Origin of the sequence: Paenibacillus sp. 1001270B_150601_E10 (genome assembly GCF_015558675.1) — a bacterium.
In the GTDB taxonomy this organism is placed as follows: Bacteria; Bacillota; Bacilli; order Paenibacillales; family Paenibacillaceae; genus Paenibacillus_B.
This window is the reverse complement of the sequence record NZ_JADMOL010000001.1, coordinates 866,099-887,450: the sequence shown is the minus strand read 5'-3', so window position 1 is coordinate 887,450 and position 21,352 is coordinate 866,099. Positions and strand designations below refer to the sequence as shown.

Genomic DNA, 21,352 nt, shown 5'->3' with positions numbered 1-21,352 from the left:
GGGTACTGAACATGGAATCTAAAGTTGCGCCATCCACAACCAAGATGTCCTTCAAAAATTCGAAGACGCATTTGTCAGATAAGATCATTCCGATCATGCTCTTTTTATGCGCAGCACTATCGGTATTAACGACGATTGGAATCGTATTGACCCTGTTGTCGGAAACCATTACCTTTTTCAAAAGCGTTCCGATCATGGACTTCTTGTTCGGCAAGAAATGGAGTCCATTGATCGAGCCGAAGGCATTCGGGATTCTACCGCTCTTAAGCGGCACCCTGCTTGTCACCGTCATTGCCTGCATTGTTGCAATCCCAATTGGGCTTGCGAGCGCCATTTATTTGAGCGAATATGCGCCTGATCGCGTTCGCAAGGTCGTAAAGCCTATCCTAGAAGTTCTTGCAGGTGTACCGACAATCGTATATGGATACTTCGCACTGACTTTCGTTACACCGCTGCTTAAGAGCATATTCCCTTCCATGGGAGTGTTTAACGCCCTTAGTGCAGGGCTGGTCGTGGGGATCATGATTATTCCGATGGTATCCTCGCTTAGTGAAGATGCGATGTCTGCGGTACCTAAGAGCTTGCGCCATGGCGCCTATGCGCTTGGTGCGACCCGCTTTGAAGTTGCGCTTAAGATCGTTGTTCCTGCGGCATTCTCAGGTATTGTTTCTTCAGCAGTATTGGCCTTCTCAAGAGCGATCGGGGAGACGATGATTGTAGCTGTAGCTGCCGGGGCGACACCGAATTTGACCTTGAATCCGCTGGAAAGTATCCAGACGATGACGGCTTATATCGTACAAGTAAGCTTGGGCGATACACCGCACGGGTCCGTAGAATATGGAACGATCTTTGCCGTTGGTATGACGCTGTTTGTCATCACGTTCTTGTTGAACATTCTCGCGCAGTATGTGGCAAGACGCTTCAGAGAGGAGTACTAAGTCATGTCTATGTTCGAAGATGCGAATCGCAAGCAGATTAGCAATCGACGCAAGAAGGATCTTTACCTTCATCTGTTGTTTATTGTCGCCACATCGATTGGTATTATCGCTTTAATGGCCCTATTGATTAACATTATTATGGACGGAATCTCCCGTTTGGACTTGTTCACGAATTATCCTTCACGTGTGGCAGGTCGCGCAGGCATGAAGTCCGCCATCGTAGGCTCGATCTACATGGTGCTGATCATGACTCCAATCTCATTTATCTTGGGTGTAGGAGCCGCGATCTATCTAGAGGAATACGCAAAAAAGAATCGAATCACTCGCTTTATTCAGTTGAATATTAGTACGCTCGCCGGTGTACCGTCTATCGTGTACGGTATTCTCGGACTAACGATCTTCGTTCGCGGGTTGGCCCTTGATCGCAGCTTGCTGTCAGGTGCCTTGACGATGACCCTTCTCGTCCTGCCTGTCATTATCGTTTCCGCACAGGAAGCGATTCGGGCAGTGCCTCGGGCAAGACGAGATGCATCCTTCGCGCTTGGAGCAACGAAGTGGCAGACGGTGTACCGTTCAGTTCTACCATCTTCCATCTCCGGAATCTTGACAGGCGTTATCCTGGCCCTCTCCCGGGCGATCGGTGAGACAGCGCCGCTTGTCATGATTGGTGCGCTAACGTTCGTAGCCTTTTTGCCAAGCAGCATTATGGACCAGTTTACGGTTATGCCGATTCAGATCTTCAACTGGCTATCGAGACCACAAGTATCGTTCCATGAGCTTGCGGCTTCCGGTATTATCGTCATGATGGTGATGCTCGTACTGATGAACATCTCGGCTATCATTCTTCGTAACAAGTATTCTAAACAGATCTAAAGGAGACGAGCGTATGAGTACATCAACTCCAACAGCGAATCAAACCTTAATTAATATTGAGCAATTGAACTTATATTATGGCACGTATCATGCTTTGAAAAATGTCAACTTGACGATACCTGAAAAGGCCGTTACTGCCTTTATCGGTCCTTCTGGCTGTGGGAAGTCGACACTGCTTCGTACGTTGAACCGCATGAACGACATGATTGTCGGCACGCGCATCGAAGGTCTTGTGGATATTGGCGGAACCGACATATACAGCAACGATGTGGATGTGGAGACTCTCCGTAAAAAGGTCGGAATGGTGTTCCAGCAGCCGAATCCTTTTCCAAAGTCCATTTACGACAATATTGCTTACGGCCCTCGTCTTCATGGGACCAAAAGCAAAGCAGAGCTAGATGAGATCGTAGAGCAAAGCTTGAAGCAGGCGGTACTGTGGGATGAAGTGAAGGACTACTTGAAGCGTTCCGCGTTCAGCCTATCAGGAGGTCAGCAGCAGCGCTTATGCATCGCTCGCGCCCTTGCCGTTAACCCTGACGTGCTTCTCATGGATGAGGCAACCTCTGCACTTGACCCCATTTCTACGTTAAAGATTGAAGAATTAGTGCAGGAACTAAAAAACAAGTATACCATCGTGATGGTTACTCATAACATGCAACAAGCAGCTAGAACGTCGGATCAAACCGTATTCTTCCTTAATGGTGAAATGGTCGAGTTCGATCAGACAGAAACGTTGTTCTCCAATCCAACCGACAAACGTACAGAGGACTACATCACAGGACGATTCGGATAATATTGCACGGGAGGTAATGGTGATATCATGATTAAGCGCAGAGAATTCGATACGGGGTTAGAGGAACTAAGCCATTTGTTGCAGGAGATGAGCTCGCATGTGGAGCATGCCCTGATCGAATCGCTTGAATCTTTAAAGACATCTGATGTGGAACGCGCTAAGAAGATTATCGCGAAGGATTCCGAGCTTAACGATCTTGAAAATAAGATTATGGACATCGGTTCGCGCCTGATTTTGACACAGCAGCCAGTGGCGAAGGATTTGCGCCGGATTCTCGTATCTTTCCGCATCTCAAGCGATCTTGAACGGATGGGGGATCTATCGATTGATATTGCAAAGGTCGTCGTGCGCATGAATGGCGAGCCTGTCATGAAGCCTCTGATCGATATTACCCGTATGGTTGAAATCGTTCAGCAGATGATCGTGGAATCGACCAAGGCTTATAATGAAGAGAACGTGGATCTTGCTTATAAAATGGCAAAGGACGACGACATGGTCGATCAGCTCTATGGCCAGATCATTCGTGAGCTGATGAGCTTCTTGGTGGAAGATCCGCATAAAGCATCTCAGGTAATGCATCTGATGTTTGTTGGCCGCTATATCGAGCGTATTGCTGACCATGCAACGAACATTGGGGAAAGCATCGTGTATCTCGTTACAAACGAAAGACCTGACTTGAACAGCTAATCATAACGAAGGTATTTTCACTATACATGCAGAAGATTCGAATGACGTATTTTGTTGTTCGAATTTTTTCTTTTTACTCTAAAATGGGAAAAATAATCGCCAATAGAGCCAGCAAATTTCCATTATGGGGCGGTGCTATGCTATCATGAGAACAAGAGAAGTAGACGAGGTGTACATATGGAAAAATGGATCGTAATCGACGGTAATAGTATTGCCAATCGGGCATTCTATGCCATGCCGCCACTGACTAATGCGCAGGGGCTGCATACGAATGCCGTATATGGATTTATGACAATGCTGCTGAAGCTTCTGGAAGAGGAGAAGCCGACGCATTTACTGGTTGCATTTGACGCAGGAAAGATCACGTTTAGACATACAGAGTATTCGGAATACAAGGGTGGACGCTCCAAGACACCGCCAGAGCTGTCCGAGCAATTCCCGATTATGAGAGAGCTGCTTGATGCTCTCGGCATCGCTCACTTCGAGCTGAGCGGATATGAAGCAGACGATATTATCGGTACGCTGACGAAAAAGGCCGATGAAGAGCAACATACGATGATGGTTGTAACCGGAGACAAGGATATGCTGCAGCTCGCTTCGGACAATGTAACGATTGTTCTGACCCGTAAAGGGGTAAGCGAAATTGAGAAGTATGACCCGGCAGCGATTGAAGAGAAGTATCAACTAACGCCGCTGCAGATCATTGATCTGAAGGGTCTCATGGGAGATTCTTCTGATAATATTCCGGGTGTTCCAGGCGTAGGTGAGAAGACGGCACTTAAGCTGCTCAGCCAGTATGGAAGCGTAGAAAGCGTGCTGGAGCATGTTGAAGAGCTGAAGGGCAAGATGAAGGAGAACATTACGAATCATGCCGATGATGCTCGTATGAGTAAGCAGCTTGCAACGATCTATCGTGAGGTTCCCATTGAGCTGGAGCGCGAGAAGATGTCCTTCAATGGCATTCCTGCAGAGACTGCGCTGCCGATGCTGAAGAAGCTTGAGTTCAAGTCGGTGATTGATCGGGTGGAAAAGTTGTCAACAGGAGACGCTCCATCCTTGGAGACAGAGGTTGTAGCCGTAGAGCTTGACACGGCTATCGTCGATAACTCTAACGTAAACGAGTTGGTCGACGCCCTTCATGAGGTGACAACAATTCAAGTAGAATCGTTTGGCGAGAACCCTCATTTGGCTGAATTGATTGGCATAGTATTTGCATCTAAGGATCGATACTGGTATGTAAGCAAGGATATGCTGCTCCATGATCAGGCAGAGCCTATTCGGGCTTGGCTGAAGGATGAGAAGCAGACCAAGATTGGCTTTGACCTTCATCGGGCAGAGCTTATCCTCCATTGGTTGAACGTGTCATATCAAGGGACAAGCTTCGATATTCAGCTTGCTGGATACGTATTGGACCCAAGCGATGCTGCGGCAACGGTGCAAAGCCTCGCTGTGAAGTTCGGCTTGTCTAGTATGGACAGTGACGAGACGGTGTATGGCAAGGGCGCGAAGTTCAAAGTGCCTGATACATCGGTCGTGGCTATCCATGCATCACGCAAGGCAAGTCTTGTTCAGCAGCTTGCTCCAAAGATGGAAGAGGAGCTTAAAGCCAATGAGATGGATCACCTGTATTATGATCTAGAACTTCCTCTTTCTTCTATTCTTGCCCAAATGGAAAAGACCGGCATTCTTGTTAACCAAGATGCGCTTAAGAAGCTTGGCGAGCAGTTCAGCTCGTCGATCGAAGAGACGATGACGCGAATCTATGAACTGGCTGGAACAGAGTTCAATATCGGCTCTCCGAAGCAGCTTGGTGAGATTCTGTTTGACAAGCTTCAGCTTCCCGTTGTGAAAAAGACGAAGACCGGCTACTCTACAGATGCTGAAGTGCTGGAGAAGCTGGAGCCATACCACGATATCATCCCGCTCATCTTGCACTATCGCCAGATGACAAAGCTGCAATCTACTTACATCGAGGGATTATTGAAGGAAGTTCGGAAGGACACGGGACGCGTTCATACGTATTACCGCCAGACGATTACGGCTACAGGTCGTCTAAGCTCTCAGTTCCCGAATCTTCAGAATATTCCGATTCGACTCGAGGAAGGTCGCCAGATTCGTCAGGCCTTCGTTCCTACCGAGGCAGATTGGAAGATTGTTGCCGCTGACTATTCACAGATAGAGCTTCGCGTGCTTGCTCATATCTCAGGCGATGAGAAGCTGAAGGAAGCTTTTATTCACGATATGGATATTCATACGAAGACGGCTATGGACGTCTTTGGCGTAAAGGCCGAAGAGGTAGACAGCAATATGCGGCGCTCCGCCAAGGCAGTCAACTTCGGCATCGTATATGGCATCAGCGACTACGGCTTGTCGCAGAACCTGAATATCACGCGCAAAGATGCAGCGAAGTTTATTGAGCAGTACTTTGCGGTATTCCAAGGAGTCAAGCAATATATGCATGACATCGTGGACGAAGCCAGAAAGCAGGGCTACGTGAAGACAATGCTGGAGCGTCGCCGCTACTTGCCTGAGATTAATGCTTCGAACTTCAATCTCCGCTCCTTTGCCGAGCGCACGGCAATGAACACGCCAATTCAAGGCACGGCTGCAGATATTATCAAGCTTGCGATGGTGAAGATGGATGCTGCGCTTAAAGAGCAGAAGCTAGAGAGCCGCATGCTGCTTCAAGTACACGATGAATTGGTATTTGAGGTTCCTCCGCGTGAGGTAGAGCTGATGGAGAAGCTGGTGCCTGAAATTATGGAGCAAGCGATTAAGCTTCAAGTGCCGCTTCGTGCAGATGTGAGCAGCGGCGCCAACTGGTATGAAGCGAAGTAACACGTAAATTCAACCAGCTTCCCTTCATGTTGAACGGATCAGGTATAATGGGAAGTGAGGTGATATGCAATGCCAGAATTGCCAGAGGTAGAAACGGTAAAACGAACTTTAAATACATTGGTTAAAGGTAAAAAAATCGATCGTGTCACAGTAACGTTGCCTCGCATTATCCAACGTCCTGCTGAGATTGAGTCGTTCTGTGCGGCTCTCGCCGGACATACAATACAAGAGGTGGGTCGCAGAGGCAAGTTCTTGCTGATCCACTTGGATGATCTTGTCCTGGTGTCTCATCTCCGAATGGAAGGCCGCTACGGGGTCTATTCGTCCGATGAGCCTGTTGAGAAGCATACTCATGTGATCTTCCACTTCGATGACGAAACGGAACTGCGTTATAAGGATGTGCGGCAGTTTGGAACGATGCATCTCTTCTCACCTGGGGAAGAGATGCGGGAGGCGCCGCTTAAGAAGCTAGGCATCGAGCCGCTTCAGGACGGATTCACCGCAGAGCTTCTTAAGGAGAAGCTTGGCAACCGCCGAAGCTTTATTAAGCCGGTGCTTCTCAATCAACATATCATCGTTGGGCTTGGCAATATCTATGTGGATGAAGCTTTGTTCCGAGCAGGGATACACCCAATGACACAGGCTGACTCACTTAACGATGAACAGCTCAAGCGATTGCACGAAGCGATTATCTATACGCTTCAACAAGCCGTCGATGCGGGCGGATCCTCAATCAAATCCTATGTGAATGGACAAGGAGAGATGGGGATGTTCCAGCATCAGCTTCAGGTGTATGGACAGGAAGGAAAGCCGTGTGTTCGCTGCGGACAGCTTGTTGAGAAGTCTGTTGTAGGTGGACGAGGTACCCACACCTGTCCAAGCTGCCAGCCGAGAAGCTGACGTTCCTTATTCTTCTAAGGATGCACGAAAGTTCTCTGCTTCCCATATGATAAGGTACATTGGTTAAGGCCATTGTTCTCATCAGAGTTGGTCGGCAGGGAGGGAATAAAGTTGTTTGCGCATGTTGCGTCACTATTGGTATTGGCGTTTGCACTTAGTCTGGACAGCTTCGGCGTAGGGCTTACTTACGGGATGAGGCGTTTAAGAATTCCTTGGATCTCGGTACTCATCATATCGCTCTGTTCAGGGCTCGTCATTTTGTTGTCGATGCATGTTGGGGCTTTATTTATCCACTGGTTCTCCGATCGAGCAGCTAGCATCTTAGGCGCACTTATACTGATTGGCATCGGTATTTGGGCCATGATTCAATTTTTCAAGTCTCAAGACGGCACGAGCAGTGTTGAGGTGAAGGTCGAAGAGTCCTTTAAGCAGGAGTCTTCTCAGGAAGGATTGCAGTCAAGCCCAGAGCCTCAGGTACAGCAGATTCTGAAGATACAGCTAAAGCGAATGGGCATCATTATCCAGATCTTAAGAACGCCTGATGCTGCTGATATAGACCGTTCGGGAACGATTAGCGCGTCAGAGGCCGCATGGCTCGGAGCCGCTCTATCGCTTGATGCCTTTGGAGCAGGTATTGGAGCTGCATTGCTTGGCTATCCTCCCATATGGACTGCCCTCATTATCGCCCTGTTTAGCGGCACCTTTCTGCAGCTGGGGATGAGAATCGGCATTACATTTGGTCAATGGAGATGGCTGAAGCGGTTGTCCTTTTTGCCAGGCTGTCTGCTGATTGTGATTGGAATTATGAAGCTATTCTAAAAGTGAATGATAAAAGGTTATGTGAGCATCAAAATGAGACACTTATTTTGGTTTCTATATGAGGTGAACGTATGAATATTGGATTGACAGGAGGAATCGCTTCTGGCAAAAGCACTGTTGCTGCCTTATTAGTGCAGCACGGTGCAGCCTTAATTGACTTGGACCGCATCGCCAGGGAGGTTGTGCTTCCTGGCAGTCCAGTCCTTCAGCAGATTGCAGAGCGCTTTGGATCTGAGGTGCTGCAGGAGGATGGATCATTGAACCGGAAGAAGCTTGGCGAGATTGTATTTCATAACGAGACAGAGCGTCAGGCTTTAAATGCGATTACCCATCCAGCTATACGAAAAGTGATGTTTGCCCGAATGGATGCATACGAGAAAGAAGATCGGAATCGGCTTGTAGTGGTGGACGTGCCCCTCTTGTTTGAATCGAAGATGGAGAGTCTATTCGAGGAGATTATGGTCGTATATGTTCCAAGATCGCTTCAACTAAAGCGTTTGATGGAGCGGGATGGTATAACAAAAGATCAAGCTGAAGCTAGATTGAATGCTCAGTTGGATATTGAAGAGAAGCGAGCACATGCGGACGTTGTAATCATGAATGATAAGGGGTTAGAAGATACTGAGCAGCAAGTGCTTTCTTTTGCGAAGAAGAAGGGCATGCTATGAGTATGTTCATGAAAACGTTGCGTCAAAAAAAATGGCTGTTTGTCCTGGTCGTCGGTTTTTTGCTGATATGGGTGCTGCAGTCTGAGTGGCTGGGACAATGGATGTATCCCATCCCTTATAAAGAAACGATTCGCCAGAAAGCGACGGATCAAGAGCTTGATCCCCTGCTTGTCGCAGCCATCATTCGTGTAGAAACGAATTACATAGCCGGAAGAGAATCACGAAAAGGAGCTTTAGGCGTCATGCAGCTGATGCCAAGCACAGCGGAATGGGCAATGGAGCAGATGAAAATCCGGAAGCTGTATACGATGGATCAATTGAAAAACGAGGTTGACCCAAATATTACTATTGGAACATGGTATCTGAAGTCTTTAATCAAAATGTACAATCATAATATGGTTGCGGCAGTTGCTGCCTATAACGCTGGTCCAGGGAATGTGAATGAGTGGTTGAAGAACGGCACATGGGATGGTCAGCTGGAAACGGCAAAAAATTCAATTCCTTTTAACGAAACAAGGTTGTATGTGAAGAAGGTATTCCATTATTATGAGAAGTACAAAAATGTGTATACCTGACTGGAAGAGTCAATTCATTGCCAAATAGGTTAGAAAGGTTAGCTTCATTCTGAGTCCAGAGATAGAGGAAGCATCGGACAAGCGATGACTTATCCGATGCTTCTTAGGAATTCATTATTTGTATTGACCAGCAAGTTGTTGTTCCGCGATTTGAACAAGGCGCTTCGTGATGTAACCACCGATAGAACCAGTGTCACGAGTAGCCATGTTACCGTAGTATCCATCTTGTGGGATAGCGATACCAAGTTCTTGTGCGATCTCGAACTTCATTTGCTCAAGTGCGCCAGTAGCTTGCGGTACAACTAGGTTGTTGCTAGAACGGTTGTTTTGGCTCATTTCTTTCACCTCCTTGCGGTTGGTAATGATATTGTGCGCAATCTTTCTAATATCATTACAAGCAAATCATGGGATGTTTTGGAACTTAGAATGATGAATAAAGAGAGGAGGAATGCTCCTATATGAGATGCCCTTATTGTGATCATAACGGTACGAAAGTACTGGATTCGAGGCCGGCAAACGATAACAAGTCGATACGCAGGCGCCGCGAATGTGAGCTGTGCAGCCGTCGCTTTACCACCTTCGAGATGGTAGAGGAGACGCCGCTTATCGTCATTAAGAAGGATGGCAGCCGTGAAGAGTTCAGCAGAGAGAAGCTGCTTCGAGGCCTTATTCGCGCTTGCGAGAAGCGCCCAGTATCTGTCGAGCAGCTGGAAGCCATCGTATCTGAGGTCGAGAGACAAATTCGCACAACAGCTCAAGCAGAGGTAGAGAGTCAAGCGATCGGTGAGATTGTTATGGAACAGCTGTATCCGGTTGATGAGGTTGCTTACGTGCGCTTTGCCTCGGTATATCGACAATTCAAGGACATAAACATGTTTATGAAAGAACTCAGTACATTGCTGTCGAAAGACAGTTTATCTGACGATGCCAAGAGAAAATAAGAAGGACCCGGTTTAAGCCTTTCCTGTGCAAGAAGCAGGAGGGGCTTTTTTTGTAAAGATTTCGTAACAAGATTGGCTTTCCAATAGCTCATGTGAGTCATGTGCTGTGAGGAATGTCATATTACAATAAGATTGTCCATCGGAATGGTGGAATATGACCGATTAAAAAGGAGAGTTCACTGATGTCCAAAAAATTATTTGCTATTTGCTCGACGCTGCTCTTATCTGCTGCAATCGCGTTGCCTGTCTATGCTCATGACGGCTGGACCGAGACGAACGCTCCTATTGTTGCAGTAGGGGAATCTTCCTACGTAGACCTGCTTCTTGGAAATCATTCGAACAATCATGCCAGCTATCGGATCGAAGGAAGGTGGAGTGCGGATACCACGAAAGTATACGTAACGACTCCGGCCGGCAAGAAAGTAGATATCTCTTCTACGTTGTACTATACCGGTGAAACGGCTGCTTCCGAAACGTCCGGCATCAACAACGGCTATATTGCGTCGTTTAATAGCTCTACCCCTGGAGCCTACATTATTACGGCTGAAGGCGACAGCATCTTTAAGCATGATAATCAAGCGACACGCACGCTTCGAAGTGCGAAATCCTTTGTAGCCGTCAGTGACATACCAACTGCACAGCGTACAGCTAAGCTCGAAGGCTTCAGCAAGCCAACCAGCACGGATCGCGCAGAGCTTGTTCCACTGGTCAATCCATCTGCCATTACCCCTAAGCAAACTGTATCCGTGCAACTATTGGTGAAAGGCAAGCCACAGCCAGATACTGAGGTTACACTGATCAAACGCAATAACTCCACATCCGAAATTCTAAAGACGAACGAGAAGGGAATTATTCATTTTGTAGTACAAGAAGCAGATCAGTATTTGCTTCGTGCTAAGCCTTCTTCTGCAACAGACAAAGTAGAAGGTCAATATACTTCGACGAGCTATGAAGCAACGATGACTTTTACTGTTCAAAATGGCAAGTATAAGATTCCAGCTGCGCAAGTAAATCCTAAGCCTCTCGTTTATGTAAATGGCAAGCAAGTGGATGAGAAAGACGTCGTATTAAAGAACGGCTCCACCTTGCTTACAGAATCAGCAGCAAAAACTTATTTGCAGGGCTATGATGGAAAAGATGAAGTATCAATCCGAAAAGCTGCTGAAAAGGCTGGTGCTTATCTAGAGTTTTTCCCGGTAGTTGGAGGGCTTCGCTCAGCCGTTCATGTGTACACGAAGTAGGTCGATGAAGCTATGAGAAAAGGTTTGTTCGTATTTGTTTTGGTCATCACGTTCATCATTGGAAATATAGGCTTACGTCCAAGTGTTGCAGAGGCACATGCCTATTTGGCTTCAGCTGATCCAAAGCCTGAATCTGAACTAACGACAGCGCCTAGTGTCATGCATCTGACATTTACCGAAGATATTGATACCAAGCTTAGCTCTGTGCAGGTGCTGGACGAATCAGGCAATGTCATGCCTAGCGAGCTTAGTGCGATGGATAATCGGACGTTAATGGTGAGCGGCCTAAAGCTTAGCAATGGCATGTATACAGTGAAATGGCAAACACTATCTGTTGATACGCATGTAACAGAGGATTCCTATCGATTTGCGGTGGGGGTGTCCTTAACAAAGAAAGGGCCTACAGGAAGTATATCGCTCGACGACCCTTCGGATTCTTCCGGGAATCAGCAAGGAGGCGTCTCTAATAGCGGGAATGTTCCATCCAAAGATAAGGACACAGCGACAAAGGGGGATGGGGGAAAGACTTCCGGCAAAGATGCAGGCAGCAAGCCTAGCGGTTCCAAGCCTGTAACCCCGCCTAAAAACAGCCCGTCGCCTGAGGCCTCAGGTACCGAAAATAAAAAGGAAGACATCAGTTCGAACCCAGCGGCAAAGGAGAGTCAGAAGAAGCCTGATCAACCATCAGATCATGCAGCTCCGTCTAATCAGAATGAAGGAACGGAAGCAGCACAAAAGACGGATCCTCCTGCCAAGGAGGATGAGAATAAGACAGAGAATGTGGTGGATAATCGTACTGTTGTCAAACAAGAGAGCCTTACCAATCAGGAACAATCGGCAGCAAGCACTCAGCAGGAATCGGATTCCGGGCATGACCATCATACAGCTGGGTCAATCGGGGATCAAAGCACAAGTAGCAGTGATGAAGCTCCAATTGTATCCGATAGCAGCTTGGAAGCCTCCACTTCTGCCCATCAGCATGAGGCCTCTTTAAGCGACAGCAGTCATGAAGCACCGTTAACCTTTAGTCTCTCTAATTTGTATCGTATTCTCGAAGTTATAGCGTATGTCTTTATTGGAGGCACTTTGTTCTTTATCGATTGGCTGTCTCCTGGCAGATCCATGCAAGCCTCAAGGATACAGCAATGGCTATATGCAGCTGCAGGTCTGCTTATCATCAGCGGCTTCGCACGATTAAGCCAGCTCTCGAGCGAGCTTGGGCAAGGGGATTGGGGCAGTGCATTCATGCATTTGGCAGGCTCAATGATGCTTGGTTGGATGTCTCTCCTTCGTATGGCAATGGGCATACTGATTATTCTCCTGCTCATGCCTCGCTTTATGGGAGAAATATGGCGCTATGTACGATTGCTGCTGCTTCTTATCCTGTCCATCACCTTTCCGCTAACAGGGCATGCCTATCAACCCGGCAGCGGACTTTCCTTCAGCGTATGGATGCATGTCATTCATATGGTTGTAACAGTTGGTTGGTGTGGAGGCTTAGCAGGCTTGCTTGTAATGAGCTGGAAGGGAAGCTCGAATCAGAATAGCAGGGATGCATTTGCTCGACACTGGAGTGAACTGCTGAGGAAATTCGCAGTCTTTGCGATTGTGCTAATGGGTGCCGCTGCTCTATCTGGAGTTGGGCTTACGTTGAATAAGGTCAAACAAGTGAATGATCTCGTGCAATACGGGTATGGCAACCTTGTCGTTGTCAAAATCATTCTATTTGTACTTGTCATCTTGCTTGCAGCCTATCACCGGTACTACTTGATGCCTCAATTAAAGCATGCTGCAGGTCAAGGTGAGATGACGACGAACTCCAATGTGAGCGTACAGCGCAAGCTGCTGTTCGGTATTCGCCTTGAATTGATCGCCGCTCTCTTGCTATTCATCGCTGCAGGTTGGCTGGCTAGTTCTATGCCTCCCATGTAGTCCTGGGAGTTGACTGCAATACACAAGCAGACCTTTTTGCTCGCAACCAAATTGCGGAAAAGGTCTGCTTTCAGTTGTAGGCTGATTATTAGCTGCTTTGTTAGGTTTGTTCCTCAGGATTGGTTATAGGATTGATCTCAAATCATGACGATTATGGTGTATATTGAATAACAACCTTGGATACCTGCTTCTCCCATGAATCAGAGCCAGAGAGCTCTACCTTTAAGTACTGGGTCCCAACCGGAATGGCTGCTGAAGGCGTATACTCCTTGCGATACCATTTGCTTCCCGTATATACGCCAGGCGTGCTGACATGCTCGATTCTCGTCCAATTTTGGTTATCAGGGGAGGCGTAGAAAGCTACGCCATCCCACACGCTGAATTGATACAGTGTGGCACTGAAATTTTGAATGTTTAGAAGGTTATACACAAAGCTTTGTGTTGTGCCTTCATTACGCTTCACACGAGATGTGTCTCCGTCAAAGTAACCTGTATTTGTGGAATCCATTGCAAGCCCGCTAGTGTGGGAGCTCGTTAAGGACCAGTCATTCAGGTTATCCGTCATGGTCTGTACAGGAGCAGGTGCAGAGCCATTTTGACCGACATAGGTTACAACGCTCTTAGGCGGTACGACAACCGAATAGCTGCCGTTTGCTAACGGAATGTTGGCTCCTTGAGTCAAACTAAGACTGGAATTAGTCGTGTACGGCGTAATATAGCCTGCGTTGAATCCGCTAGGTGTTAGATTGAGCGGAGCAGAGGCATCCGTATCATTGATTGCCACAATGGTGAATTTACCGGTAACAGGATCCTTGTAAGCAGATGTGTATACACCCGATTGCGGATTCTCAGTTGCACCAATGCGGACATAGCCAGGGCGAATAAATTTGCTGTAGTTGCCGAAGGTGTAGTAGCGCTTCGTCACTTGATACGTATTTGTATCTTTATATACATTGATTAAGCCTTCATCATTGCTGCCAGGAATAGCTCCTGTCCAGTACAGCCAAGCGTTCACATTCGCTTTTGTCATAAAGTTATGGAGCTGCTTCGCGAATTTGAGACCGGAGTTAATGCCTGGATCATACGTATCAACAGAAGATACCTCGGTCATCCACACTTTCTTTCCTTTTGATACAGCAGTTGAGAATGGCGTCGTTGGCATCTCGGCATTAATAATCGGAATCGGGTAGTTATGGCCAGCTACAATATCAAGACGCTCTGCAGCAGCTGGATCGTTCAAGGAATCCTTGATCAGATCCTCAGACCACCAGGAGGACTCGCCAGCGATGACCTTCGTATTCTGTACGCCCTCAGCAATCATAGCCTGCTTCAAGTAGTCACGAATGAACACTTGGAAGTGTGTCGAATTCCACTCACTGGAATCCCAGCTCAAGAAGGTCATGGAATTCGGCTCATTGGCAATGGACATCGCATAGATATCGATACCAAACTGGCTTTTGTATTCTTTCGCAAACTTGGACATCAATGTTGCAAAGTCCCCGTAGTTTTCATTTTTTAGAAAGCCGCCATGTGTCGTTTGATTGTTCGTCTTCATCCATGCTGGCGGACTCCAGGAGCTAGCGACAATCTTGTCTACACCGCGAGCCTTGGCTTGCTGCATAACCCATACCTGATCCGGTCTTGCATTAAAGTTGTACACGCCAGGAGAAGGGTTGAATTCAGCGAAGATTGCTCCACGGAAGATGGAAGCCCCGATGCCTTCCTCTTGATCAAACAGCAAATCCATGATGTGACTGCGAACAGGCTCTTGCAAATCGTATACTGCGTCTGACCATCCAGCTTGGGATACGCCTAAGCCATCGATGTCTTGCTTGACGTCATTCCAGTTCACAGTCACGCTTGAGGCTGCACCTGCGGTGAACGGAACCGATATGACTGACATGAGAAGAACACTTGCGATGAGACTTGACTTCAGGAACTTCTTCAACATTAAGCTCACACCTCTCTAATGATTTGAGAAAGCTTAAATCTAACGGAAAGCCTAAGCTTATAAGCAGATCCTGTTCGCGGGCTTTCAGCCCATATTGTAGCAATCCTCATCACAAGTCACTAACAATCTTGTGACATCATTCTAATACATTCGTGACATTCTGATAGCGTTTACAATCAATTAACAACATTTATCCAGAACTGGACTTTATCGGTTGATCTTCAAGGTGCCGACGATAATGCTGGGGAGTATATTGGTACTGCTTCTTGAACATTTTTGTAAAATATGAAAAATTCGTATAGCCGACGGATTGCGCAATATCCGATATAGGCATGGATGAATTGATAATTAAATCCTTTGCAACCTTCATACGCTCACTTAGCACATAGTCGGTTAACGATTCTCCGACTTCCTTCTTGAACAACCGAGACAGATAAGCAGGGTTCAAGTGTACGTGGTCAGCCAACTCCTCACGCGTAATGCTTTCGCTCAGATGATCGTGAATATATCGCTTAACGCGATGAATAACGGAATCATCCTTATGCAATTGATCATGAACAATGGCAAGCAGCCGGTGCGCCCATTGCTCCATATCTGCTATGGAGCGAGGTATCGCTTCGACAAGCGTATCCTCAGCTCGCTGGATCAAGCGATGAAGAGACAGACTACGCTTATGCAGAATATAGTGAATCATCTGTACAAAGCTATGATAGAACGCATGCAGCACGTCCGCGTTCAGCTCTTTCTCCTGTTCTAGAGCAGTGAAGAAGCGGCATAGTTCTTTTTCCATATCCTCCTTCTTGCCCTGTTCGATGAGCAGCGTCCAAGTTGTAAATTCAGGAAGCTTCGTGTTCTGAGCCGAAGAATGCGATTCTTTATACCATTGTACCTGACTTTTTTTCTTAATCATGTTGTACTCCATATCCAAAAGCTTTTTATACATCAGGCCCACCTGAGACAGCAGGGAAGCCTTGCCTATATAACAGGAAACGTAGCTGTACAAGTATTCGCGACAATAATGAATATATTGGCGGCATTGTTCCTCAAGCCAGGCGGAATTAAGCTCATCTGCCTGCTCGATAAAGAGGAGGACACAATTCACGCCAAGCTTGGTCTGAATGACATCTCCATGACGGCCAAGCAGCATGAGGTCTCTTGCAATGTTGCGAAGCGCATATTCCAATACCTCTTCATCTGCGCTGTTCAGCTCTCGATCCCATCCCTCTACGCTAATGACGATTGGAAGGATAAGCGTGCTTGAGGTTAGGGGCAGCACGTATTCATGGATCAAACGTTCTGTATTGCTTGAGGAGCAGGTGATCTTTTTAGAAAAAAGGTCATTCCAGAATTTATCCGAGATGAGTGATTTCTTCTTCAGCCACAGGTTGTAATAGGGCTTGTATTGCTCCCTGAGTGAAGCAACCTCACGCTCCTGCTTGATTGTATCGAGCGCTCTTCCAATCGTCGCCTGCAGCACATGATACTCCACAGGCTTCAGCAGATAGTCAAAGCCATCGAGCTGAATGGCACGCTGGACAAACGAGAAGTTGGAATGCGCCGTCAGGAATATCGTCTCTGTATTCGGCGAATGCTCATTGACCCATTCTAAGAGCTCAATACCGTTGCCTCTTGGCATCTCAATATCGCAGATCAGGATATCGATGCTTGCCTTGCTCATCACCTGCATCGCTTCTCGAATATGGTAGGCTTCATACACCTCTGTAATATGAAGCTCCTCCCACTTTACGCCGCTCTTAATCCCCATTACCGCATAGATCTCATCGTCTACAATAAGTGCTCTGTATGACATGGTTATCCCCCTCTTGAACTATTGGAACTGCTCCATGGACCGAATCGGCATCTGTAAGGTAATGCTGGCTCCTGCCTCGTTCTCATTCTCGAATAGAATGGTAGCATCATATCCAAAAATTAGCTTTAAGCGGTGATACACATTCCAAATCCCAAGATGCTCTCCACTGTGAGACTTGAAGTAAGCTCCGGATTGAAGCTCAGATAGCACACCAGCAGGGAAGCCAGCTCCATTGTCACTAATCTTAATCATCATGAGCTCGTCTTCTTTGTTAAGGGTACGTATATCAATCTGAATATGAAATGGAACGTCCATAAAGTCAAAGCCGTATTTAAAGCAGTTCTCGATGAACGGCTGAATGATGAGCGGCGGGATGCACTTGGTCCTAAGCTCCTCTTCGATATCGAATTGATACGTGATCCGGTTAGGGAAGCGGTACTGCTGGATATGGATATAGCTCTCCATATGATCAAGCTCCTCTTCAATCGTAACGACACTTCGGTGAGTCTGAGTCGTAAACCGGAAGTATTTGACCAGATTCATGCACATAAGCTGAATAATATCATTCTTCTGAATCTGCGCGAGATTATAGATCACATTAATAGAGTTCAGCAAAAAGTGCGGGTTAATCTGCAGCTGCAAATGCTTGACTTCCGCTTTGTGCGCTTTGATCTGCTCCTCATAGACATGAATCTTCAATTCCTCAATCTGGGAGACCATATCATTGAAGGTATCGTTGATCATCGTGAATTCTTTCGTTTTCGAAGAGTGAAGTCTTATATTCCAATCTCCCTGCTTCAACTTGCGCATTCCATTGATCAGATTGCGAAGCGGCTTAAGAACGAGATCATTCAAATACATGAGATAGATGAATAGAACGATAGCTGCACATACCGGCACAATAAAGATAAGCGAGCGAAAATAAATGAGATTCTGCAGCATGCTCTGCTCAGGAATAAAGGCGCTCAGCATCGTGTCTGTACCTTCGATTGGACTTGTCACGACGATGTAGTTCTTTTGATCAAGCTTAATCGACTGATACATTTGTTCAGGGTGAAAAGAAAAGTCCGGCATGCTGAGCGATGAAGGACGGAGCGAGCGTGCTGTAATGATCTCATGTTCCTTTGAGACAAAGGAGGCAAAGCCTTCCTCGCCAAGCTCGATTAAATCAAGCGGAATCATTAAGTTCCGAAGTCGGACGAAAGCTCCCAGATAGACGCCGGACCCGGTGTCGACCAGCCTTAATAAAGCGCTTTCATTTCCGTATTTTATTAAAGACCACTGCTTGAAATATCGGCTGCTGCTGTTTACCCGCTCAAGCAGCTCATGAAGCGTAGACTTCATCTGGTATATCTCTTGATAGGAATCAGAAGGAATCAGCGTATGCAGCAGATCCTTATTCTTGACGGTATAGACAAATTCAAAGTCGATGGTGCTGTAATAATGGTGGAAGCGGCTTAATTCATTATAGATTCGATACTTCGTTAGCGTATATTCATAGTCATCCTGAATGATTCTAGGGAGCTGAATAATATTGTAGTCTTCGACCGCGAGATTGTACAGGTAATTCGTCTCCCGATTCAAACCAGCTTGAATCTGATTGGCATAGAGCATGATCGCATTCTTATTGGATTGCGCCACCTGCTCACGAACCGTGTTGGACGCATACAGATTGTTGTAAAGAAGCAGGATGACGAATGGTACGGTAATGGCAAGAAAGCCAATCGTAAGTCTCTTGTGAAGCGAACTCTTCATCTCTCGATTCTCCTTATTCAGCAAGCGCGATAGTCAACAAAAAAAGGAAATCTTACCCTAAGTATAATACTTAGGGTAGATTCCCGTAAGGCTCTTTTTTTATTGTTTTTGTGAAGAGAGCCATTCTTGCAGCTGCTTTTCAGCTTCGGCTTTCACACGATCGAATCCTGCGGCAGCACGCTTTTCTTTCCATTGTGCAATCGCTTTGTCAACGTCAACAGATCCACTGTTAAGGCCTTGGGAGAATTCTTTCGAGACGTTGTCGAGTGCCGCCAGCTCAGACTTGACAGGCTCTGGGTTGAAGGTAAAGCCCAGAATTGGCGAACGCTCTGAGCGTTGATTGAACTCCTCGAACTGCTCCCATTTTTGCGGGTCTTCATTTGCCCACAGGTAGGAGTTGAACTGATTGCCGAACATCCAGCTTCCTGGGTTCGGGTACGTTTGCGAATCAGCAGTTACACCGTCTGGGTAATCGATCACATTTTCGGATTTCTTCACATAGTGTACGCCTTCGATGCCCCAGTCGAGCATATTGATCAGCTGCTTGTCGCTATAGAGCAGGTTCAAGAACATCATGACTCTTGCAGGGTCCTTGGAGGTACGGGAAATACCAAGCATGGCACCTTGCGCTTCACCAGTAGTCGTGAATGGCTCGAACGTTTCAACTTGAACGAATTCCGTACCATAAGTAACGCTCATTTCCTTATCTTTGCCTGGCTTCAGCGATTGACCAACAGCAAATGCTTTGCCTGCTTTGATCATTTGGACGGCTTGGTCTGAATCCGAAGTCAAGACATCCTTGTCAAACCAGCCATTCAGATTCCACTCACGAATGCGCTTGTAGTAATCAACCATTGTTGGATCCTCAAGCGTATCGACAATCTTGAGATCCTTGCTGCCGCGAGGGAGGGCAAGGTTCGTTGTAATGCCGTCGTAGTTAGCCGCACTGAAGGTGCTTGTATATTTGCTGGAGACGATTGGAATGACATCCGGCTCCTTCTCCTTGATAAGCTTGAACATCGCTTCAATTTCATCAAAGCTCTTTATGCCGTTTGTATCGATGTTGTACTTATCGACGAGTTTTTTGCTTAGCAGAAGACCAAAGCCTTGTCCGAACTCTTTCTTGGTTGGAAGGGCATATAATTTGCCGTTAATCTTAGAGCCTTGAAGAAAGTCAGGTCCAAGAATATCTGGAATGTCTTTACCGTGTTCTTTCATTAGTTCATCAAGTTCTAGGAATTGGCCTTTGGATACATCGCTTGCATAGTTAAACCAGTTTGCTGTGAAGAGCAGGTCAAATTTCTCATTGGAGATCTTCATCAGGTTCGTCTTATCTGTCCAAGAACCCCATTCAATAGGCTTTAGTTCAATCGTTGCATTGATTTTCTCGGTTAAGTATTTGCTCATTTCATTTTGAACAAGCTCAAGATCTTTAGGCGCAGTGCCTGGATACACGAGTGTGATTTTGTAGGGATCTAGTTTTTTCTCTGTATTGGTTGAAGAAGAATCTGAAGCCTGATTCGTACTGCCGCCTCCGCTGCCGCATGCTGACAATAAAAGCGCACTGCACATGAATACTGCAAGCAAGATCCGTAATTGTTTCATTTTTGTTCTCCTCTCAAAAGTCAATATCGTATGAATCCCCTCAGTTAATGTCTTCACTCTTTCGTATCACGATTGAACCAAATCACCTCCTTAAAGGAACCAACTGCGAGTCGAGAAGTCTGTTTAGCGAGCCTCCAATCAGCCTTTTACAGCCCCTGTCGTAATCCCACTGATATAGTACTTCTGGAAGAACGGGTAAGCGAACAAGAGCGGAGCGAGACCGATGATCGCAAGCGCCATTCGAACGGTTTCGGTCGGCATGGTCGCGAGAATGTCTCCGACCTGATTCGATTGGTTGGACTTCATCAATAGAAACTGAATATTGGTCAACGATTTGGTCATTAAGTATTGAATATTGTAAAGATCCGGATTATCGATAAAAAGCATACAGTTGTACCAGTCATTCCAGAAGCCTAGGGTGGAGAACAGCCCAATTGTTGCGATAATAGGCAAGGACAATGGAATGATGATCTTATAGAAGATCTTGAATTCGGTTGCACCATCAATGGCTGCTGATTCCACAACAGAGTCGGGAATCGAATTCATAAAGAAGCTTCGCATCAGCAGGACATTAAAGGCGCTTAGCAGCATGCCCGGGATGACCATGGCAAGCAATGAATTTTTGAGCGGAATAATGTTCGTAAAGGTGAGGTACCAAGGCACCATCCCTCCGCTAAAGAGCATCGTAAAGAAAATGTAGAACGAAATGCTGCTTCGAAACGGCAGCTCCATCCGTGACAGCGGATAGGCAAGCAGGGTCGTAATGAACAGGCAGAGGATAACCCCCAGCACGGTACAAAAGATCGTGACGCCGTATGCTTTAAGAATCTCAGAGAAGTCGTAGAATAGAAACTTATAAGCGGCAAAGCTGATCCCACTCGGAAAGAAGGAGTAGCCTTTTGCGTTAATGGATGATTCAGATGAGATAGATATAATAAAGATAAATAAGAACGGCAGTAATGAAGCCAGCGTAAACAGCCAGAAAAAAGTATGGATTCCAAATTGGAAGATTCGACTTTGCTTCAC

18 protein-coding genes are annotated in these 21,352 nt (G+C 46.6%); 12 read left to right on the top strand and 6 right to left on the bottom strand.

Features of this window, described 5'->3' with window-relative positions:
* The first annotated feature begins 11 nt into the window (after positions 1-11).
* The 9 genes from pstC to I2H74_RS04030 all read left to right on the top strand — a co-directional run bounded on the left by pstC (position 12) and on the right by I2H74_RS04030 (position 9,091).
* Positions 12-938: a phosphate ABC transporter permease subunit PstC gene (gene pstC / locus I2H74_RS04070; RefSeq protein WP_195571840.1), complete on the top strand. Its 927-nt coding sequence runs from the start codon at positions 12-14 to the stop codon at positions 936-938.
* A 3-nt stretch (positions 939-941) separates the two neighbouring features.
* The gene (gene pstA, locus I2H74_RS04065; protein ID WP_195571839.1) at positions 942-1,811 is read left to right on the top strand and encodes a phosphate ABC transporter permease PstA; all 870 of its coding nucleotides are present in this window, start codon (positions 942-944) and stop codon (positions 1,809-1,811) included.
* Positions 1,812-1,824: 13 nt separating this feature from the next.
* Positions 1,825-2,604 (top strand): phosphate ABC transporter ATP-binding protein PstB, encoded by a 780-nt coding sequence (gene pstB / locus I2H74_RS04060; protein ID WP_195571837.1) that lies wholly within the window; start codon positions 1,825-1,827, stop codon positions 2,602-2,604.
* 27 nt (positions 2,605-2,631) lie between these two features.
* Positions 2,632-3,291 carry a phosphate signaling complex protein PhoU gene (gene phoU / locus I2H74_RS04055; protein ID WP_195571835.1) on the top strand — a complete coding sequence of 220 codons (660 nt, stop codon included), beginning with the start codon at positions 2,632-2,634 and terminating at the stop codon, positions 3,289-3,291.
* A 177-nt stretch (positions 3,292-3,468) separates the two neighbouring features.
* Positions 3,469-6,129, top strand: coding sequence for a DNA polymerase I (polA, locus tag I2H74_RS04050; RefSeq protein ID WP_195571833.1), 2,661 nt, complete (start codon positions 3,469-3,471; stop codon positions 6,127-6,129).
* Between the two features lie 69 nt (positions 6,130-6,198).
* A complete protein-coding gene (gene mutM / locus I2H74_RS04045) occupies positions 6,199-7,029 on the top strand; it encodes a DNA-formamidopyrimidine glycosylase (RefSeq protein ID WP_195571831.1) in 831 nt (276 codons plus the stop codon).
* 111 nt (positions 7,030-7,140) lie between these two features.
* The gene (locus tag I2H74_RS04040) at positions 7,141-7,848 is read left to right on the top strand and encodes an MntP/YtaF family protein (RefSeq protein ID WP_195571829.1); all 708 of its coding nucleotides are present in this window, start codon (positions 7,141-7,143) and stop codon (positions 7,846-7,848) included.
* A gap of 71 nt (positions 7,849-7,919) precedes the next feature.
* Positions 7,920-8,516 (top strand): dephospho-CoA kinase, encoded by a 597-nt coding sequence (gene coaE / locus I2H74_RS04035; protein ID WP_195571827.1) that lies wholly within the window; start codon positions 7,920-7,922, stop codon positions 8,514-8,516.
* Positions 8,513-9,091, top strand: coding sequence for a lytic transglycosylase domain-containing protein (locus tag I2H74_RS04030; RefSeq protein ID WP_229106318.1), 579 nt, complete (start codon positions 8,513-8,515; stop codon positions 9,089-9,091). Before coaE ends, I2H74_RS04030 begins: the two co-directional genes overlap by 4 nt.
* Positions 9,092-9,205: 114 nt before the next feature.
* Here I2H74_RS04030 and I2H74_RS04025 read toward each other — a convergent pair whose 3' ends face one another.
* On the bottom strand, positions 9,206-9,427 hold the full coding sequence (locus tag I2H74_RS04025) for an alpha/beta-type small acid-soluble spore protein (RefSeq protein ID WP_085496522.1): 222 nt from the start codon (positions 9,425-9,427) through the stop codon (positions 9,206-9,208).
* Positions 9,428-9,549: 122 nt separating this feature from the next.
* On the opposite strand from I2H74_RS04025, the gene nrdR reads away from it, so the two are divergent.
* The 3 genes from nrdR (at position 9,550) to I2H74_RS04010 (ending at position 13,205) form a co-directional block, all read left to right on the top strand.
* Complete coding sequence (nrdR, locus tag I2H74_RS04020; RefSeq protein WP_195571822.1) at positions 9,550-10,032, top strand: transcriptional regulator NrdR; 483 nt, start codon at positions 9,550-9,552, stop codon at positions 10,030-10,032.
* 182 nt (positions 10,033-10,214) lie between these two features.
* Positions 10,215-11,273, top strand: a complete 1,059-nt coding sequence (locus I2H74_RS04015) for a DUF4198 domain-containing protein (RefSeq protein WP_195571821.1) — start codon at positions 10,215-10,217, stop codon at positions 11,271-11,273.
* Between the two features lie 12 nt (positions 11,274-11,285).
* The gene (locus I2H74_RS04010; RefSeq protein ID WP_195571819.1) at positions 11,286-13,205 is read left to right on the top strand and encodes a copper resistance protein CopC; all 1,920 of its coding nucleotides are present in this window, start codon (positions 11,286-11,288) and stop codon (positions 13,203-13,205) included.
* A gap of 151 nt (positions 13,206-13,356) precedes the next feature.
* Here I2H74_RS04010 and I2H74_RS04005 read toward each other — a convergent pair whose 3' ends face one another.
* The 5 genes from I2H74_RS04005 to I2H74_RS03985 all read right to left on the bottom strand — a co-directional run bounded on the left by I2H74_RS04005 (position 13,357) and on the right by I2H74_RS03985 (position 21,352).
* Positions 13,357-15,156: a glycoside hydrolase family 30 protein gene (locus I2H74_RS04005; protein ID WP_195571817.1), complete on the bottom strand. Its 1,800-nt coding sequence runs from the start codon at positions 15,154-15,156 to the stop codon at positions 13,357-13,359.
* Between the two features lie 190 nt (positions 15,157-15,346).
* A complete protein-coding gene (locus tag I2H74_RS04000) occupies positions 15,347-16,966 on the bottom strand; it encodes a helix-turn-helix domain-containing protein (protein ID WP_195571815.1) in 1,620 nt (539 codons plus the stop codon).
* A gap of 18 nt (positions 16,967-16,984) precedes the next feature.
* Positions 16,985-18,721: a sensor histidine kinase gene (locus I2H74_RS03995; RefSeq protein WP_195571813.1), complete on the bottom strand. Its 1,737-nt coding sequence runs from the start codon at positions 18,719-18,721 to the stop codon at positions 16,985-16,987.
* Between the two features lie 99 nt (positions 18,722-18,820).
* Positions 18,821-20,326, bottom strand: coding sequence for an ABC transporter substrate-binding protein (locus I2H74_RS03990; protein WP_195571811.1), 1,506 nt, complete (start codon positions 20,324-20,326; stop codon positions 18,821-18,823).
* 138 nt (positions 20,327-20,464) lie between these two features.
* Positions 20,465-21,352: a carbohydrate ABC transporter permease gene (locus I2H74_RS03985; RefSeq protein ID WP_324253992.1), complete on the bottom strand. Its 888-nt coding sequence runs from the start codon at positions 21,350-21,352 to the stop codon at positions 20,465-20,467.

Bases quoted from the DNA above. Each gene is read 5' to 3' on its own strand.
- mutM (WP_195571831.1), top strand. From the start codon at position 6,199: ATGCCAGAATTGCCAGAGGTAGAAACGGTAAAACGAACTTTAAATACA.
- I2H74_RS03995 (WP_195571813.1), bottom strand. From the start codon at position 18,721: ATGAAGAGTTCGCTTCACAAGAGACTTACGATTGGCTTTCTTGCCATT.
- I2H74_RS04030 (WP_229106318.1), top strand. From the start codon at position 8,513: ATGAGTATGTTCATGAAAACGTTGCGTCAAAAAAAATGGCTGTTTGTC.
- I2H74_RS04005 (WP_195571817.1), bottom strand. From the start codon at position 15,156: ATGTTGAAGAAGTTCCTGAAGTCAAGTCTCATCGCAAGTGTTCTTCTC.
- pstB (WP_195571837.1), top strand. From the start codon at position 1,825: ATGAGTACATCAACTCCAACAGCGAATCAAACCTTAATTAATATTGAG.
- phoU (WP_195571835.1), top strand. From the start codon at position 2,632: ATGATTAAGCGCAGAGAATTCGATACGGGGTTAGAGGAACTAAGCCAT.
- I2H74_RS04015 (WP_195571821.1), top strand. From the start codon at position 10,215: ATGTCCAAAAAATTATTTGCTATTTGCTCGACGCTGCTCTTATCTGCT.
- polA (WP_195571833.1), top strand. From the start codon at position 3,469: ATGGAAAAATGGATCGTAATCGACGGTAATAGTATTGCCAATCGGGCA.
- I2H74_RS03990 (WP_195571811.1), bottom strand. From the start codon at position 20,326: ATGAAACAATTACGGATCTTGCTTGCAGTATTCATGTGCAGTGCGCTT.
- pstA (WP_195571839.1), top strand. From the start codon at position 942: ATGTCTATGTTCGAAGATGCGAATCGCAAGCAGATTAGCAATCGACGC.
- I2H74_RS04025 (WP_085496522.1), bottom strand. From the start codon at position 9,427: ATGAGCCAAAACAACCGTTCTAGCAACAACCTAGTTGTACCGCAAGCT.
- coaE (WP_195571827.1), top strand. From the start codon at position 7,920: ATGAATATTGGATTGACAGGAGGAATCGCTTCTGGCAAAAGCACTGTT.
- I2H74_RS04000 (WP_195571815.1), bottom strand. From the start codon at position 16,966: ATGTCATACAGAGCACTTATTGTAGACGATGAGATCTATGCGGTAATG.
- nrdR (WP_195571822.1), top strand. From the start codon at position 9,550: ATGAGATGCCCTTATTGTGATCATAACGGTACGAAAGTACTGGATTCG.
- pstC (WP_195571840.1), top strand. From the start codon at position 12: ATGGAATCTAAAGTTGCGCCATCCACAACCAAGATGTCCTTCAAAAAT.
- I2H74_RS04010 (WP_195571819.1), top strand. From the start codon at position 11,286: ATGAGAAAAGGTTTGTTCGTATTTGTTTTGGTCATCACGTTCATCATT.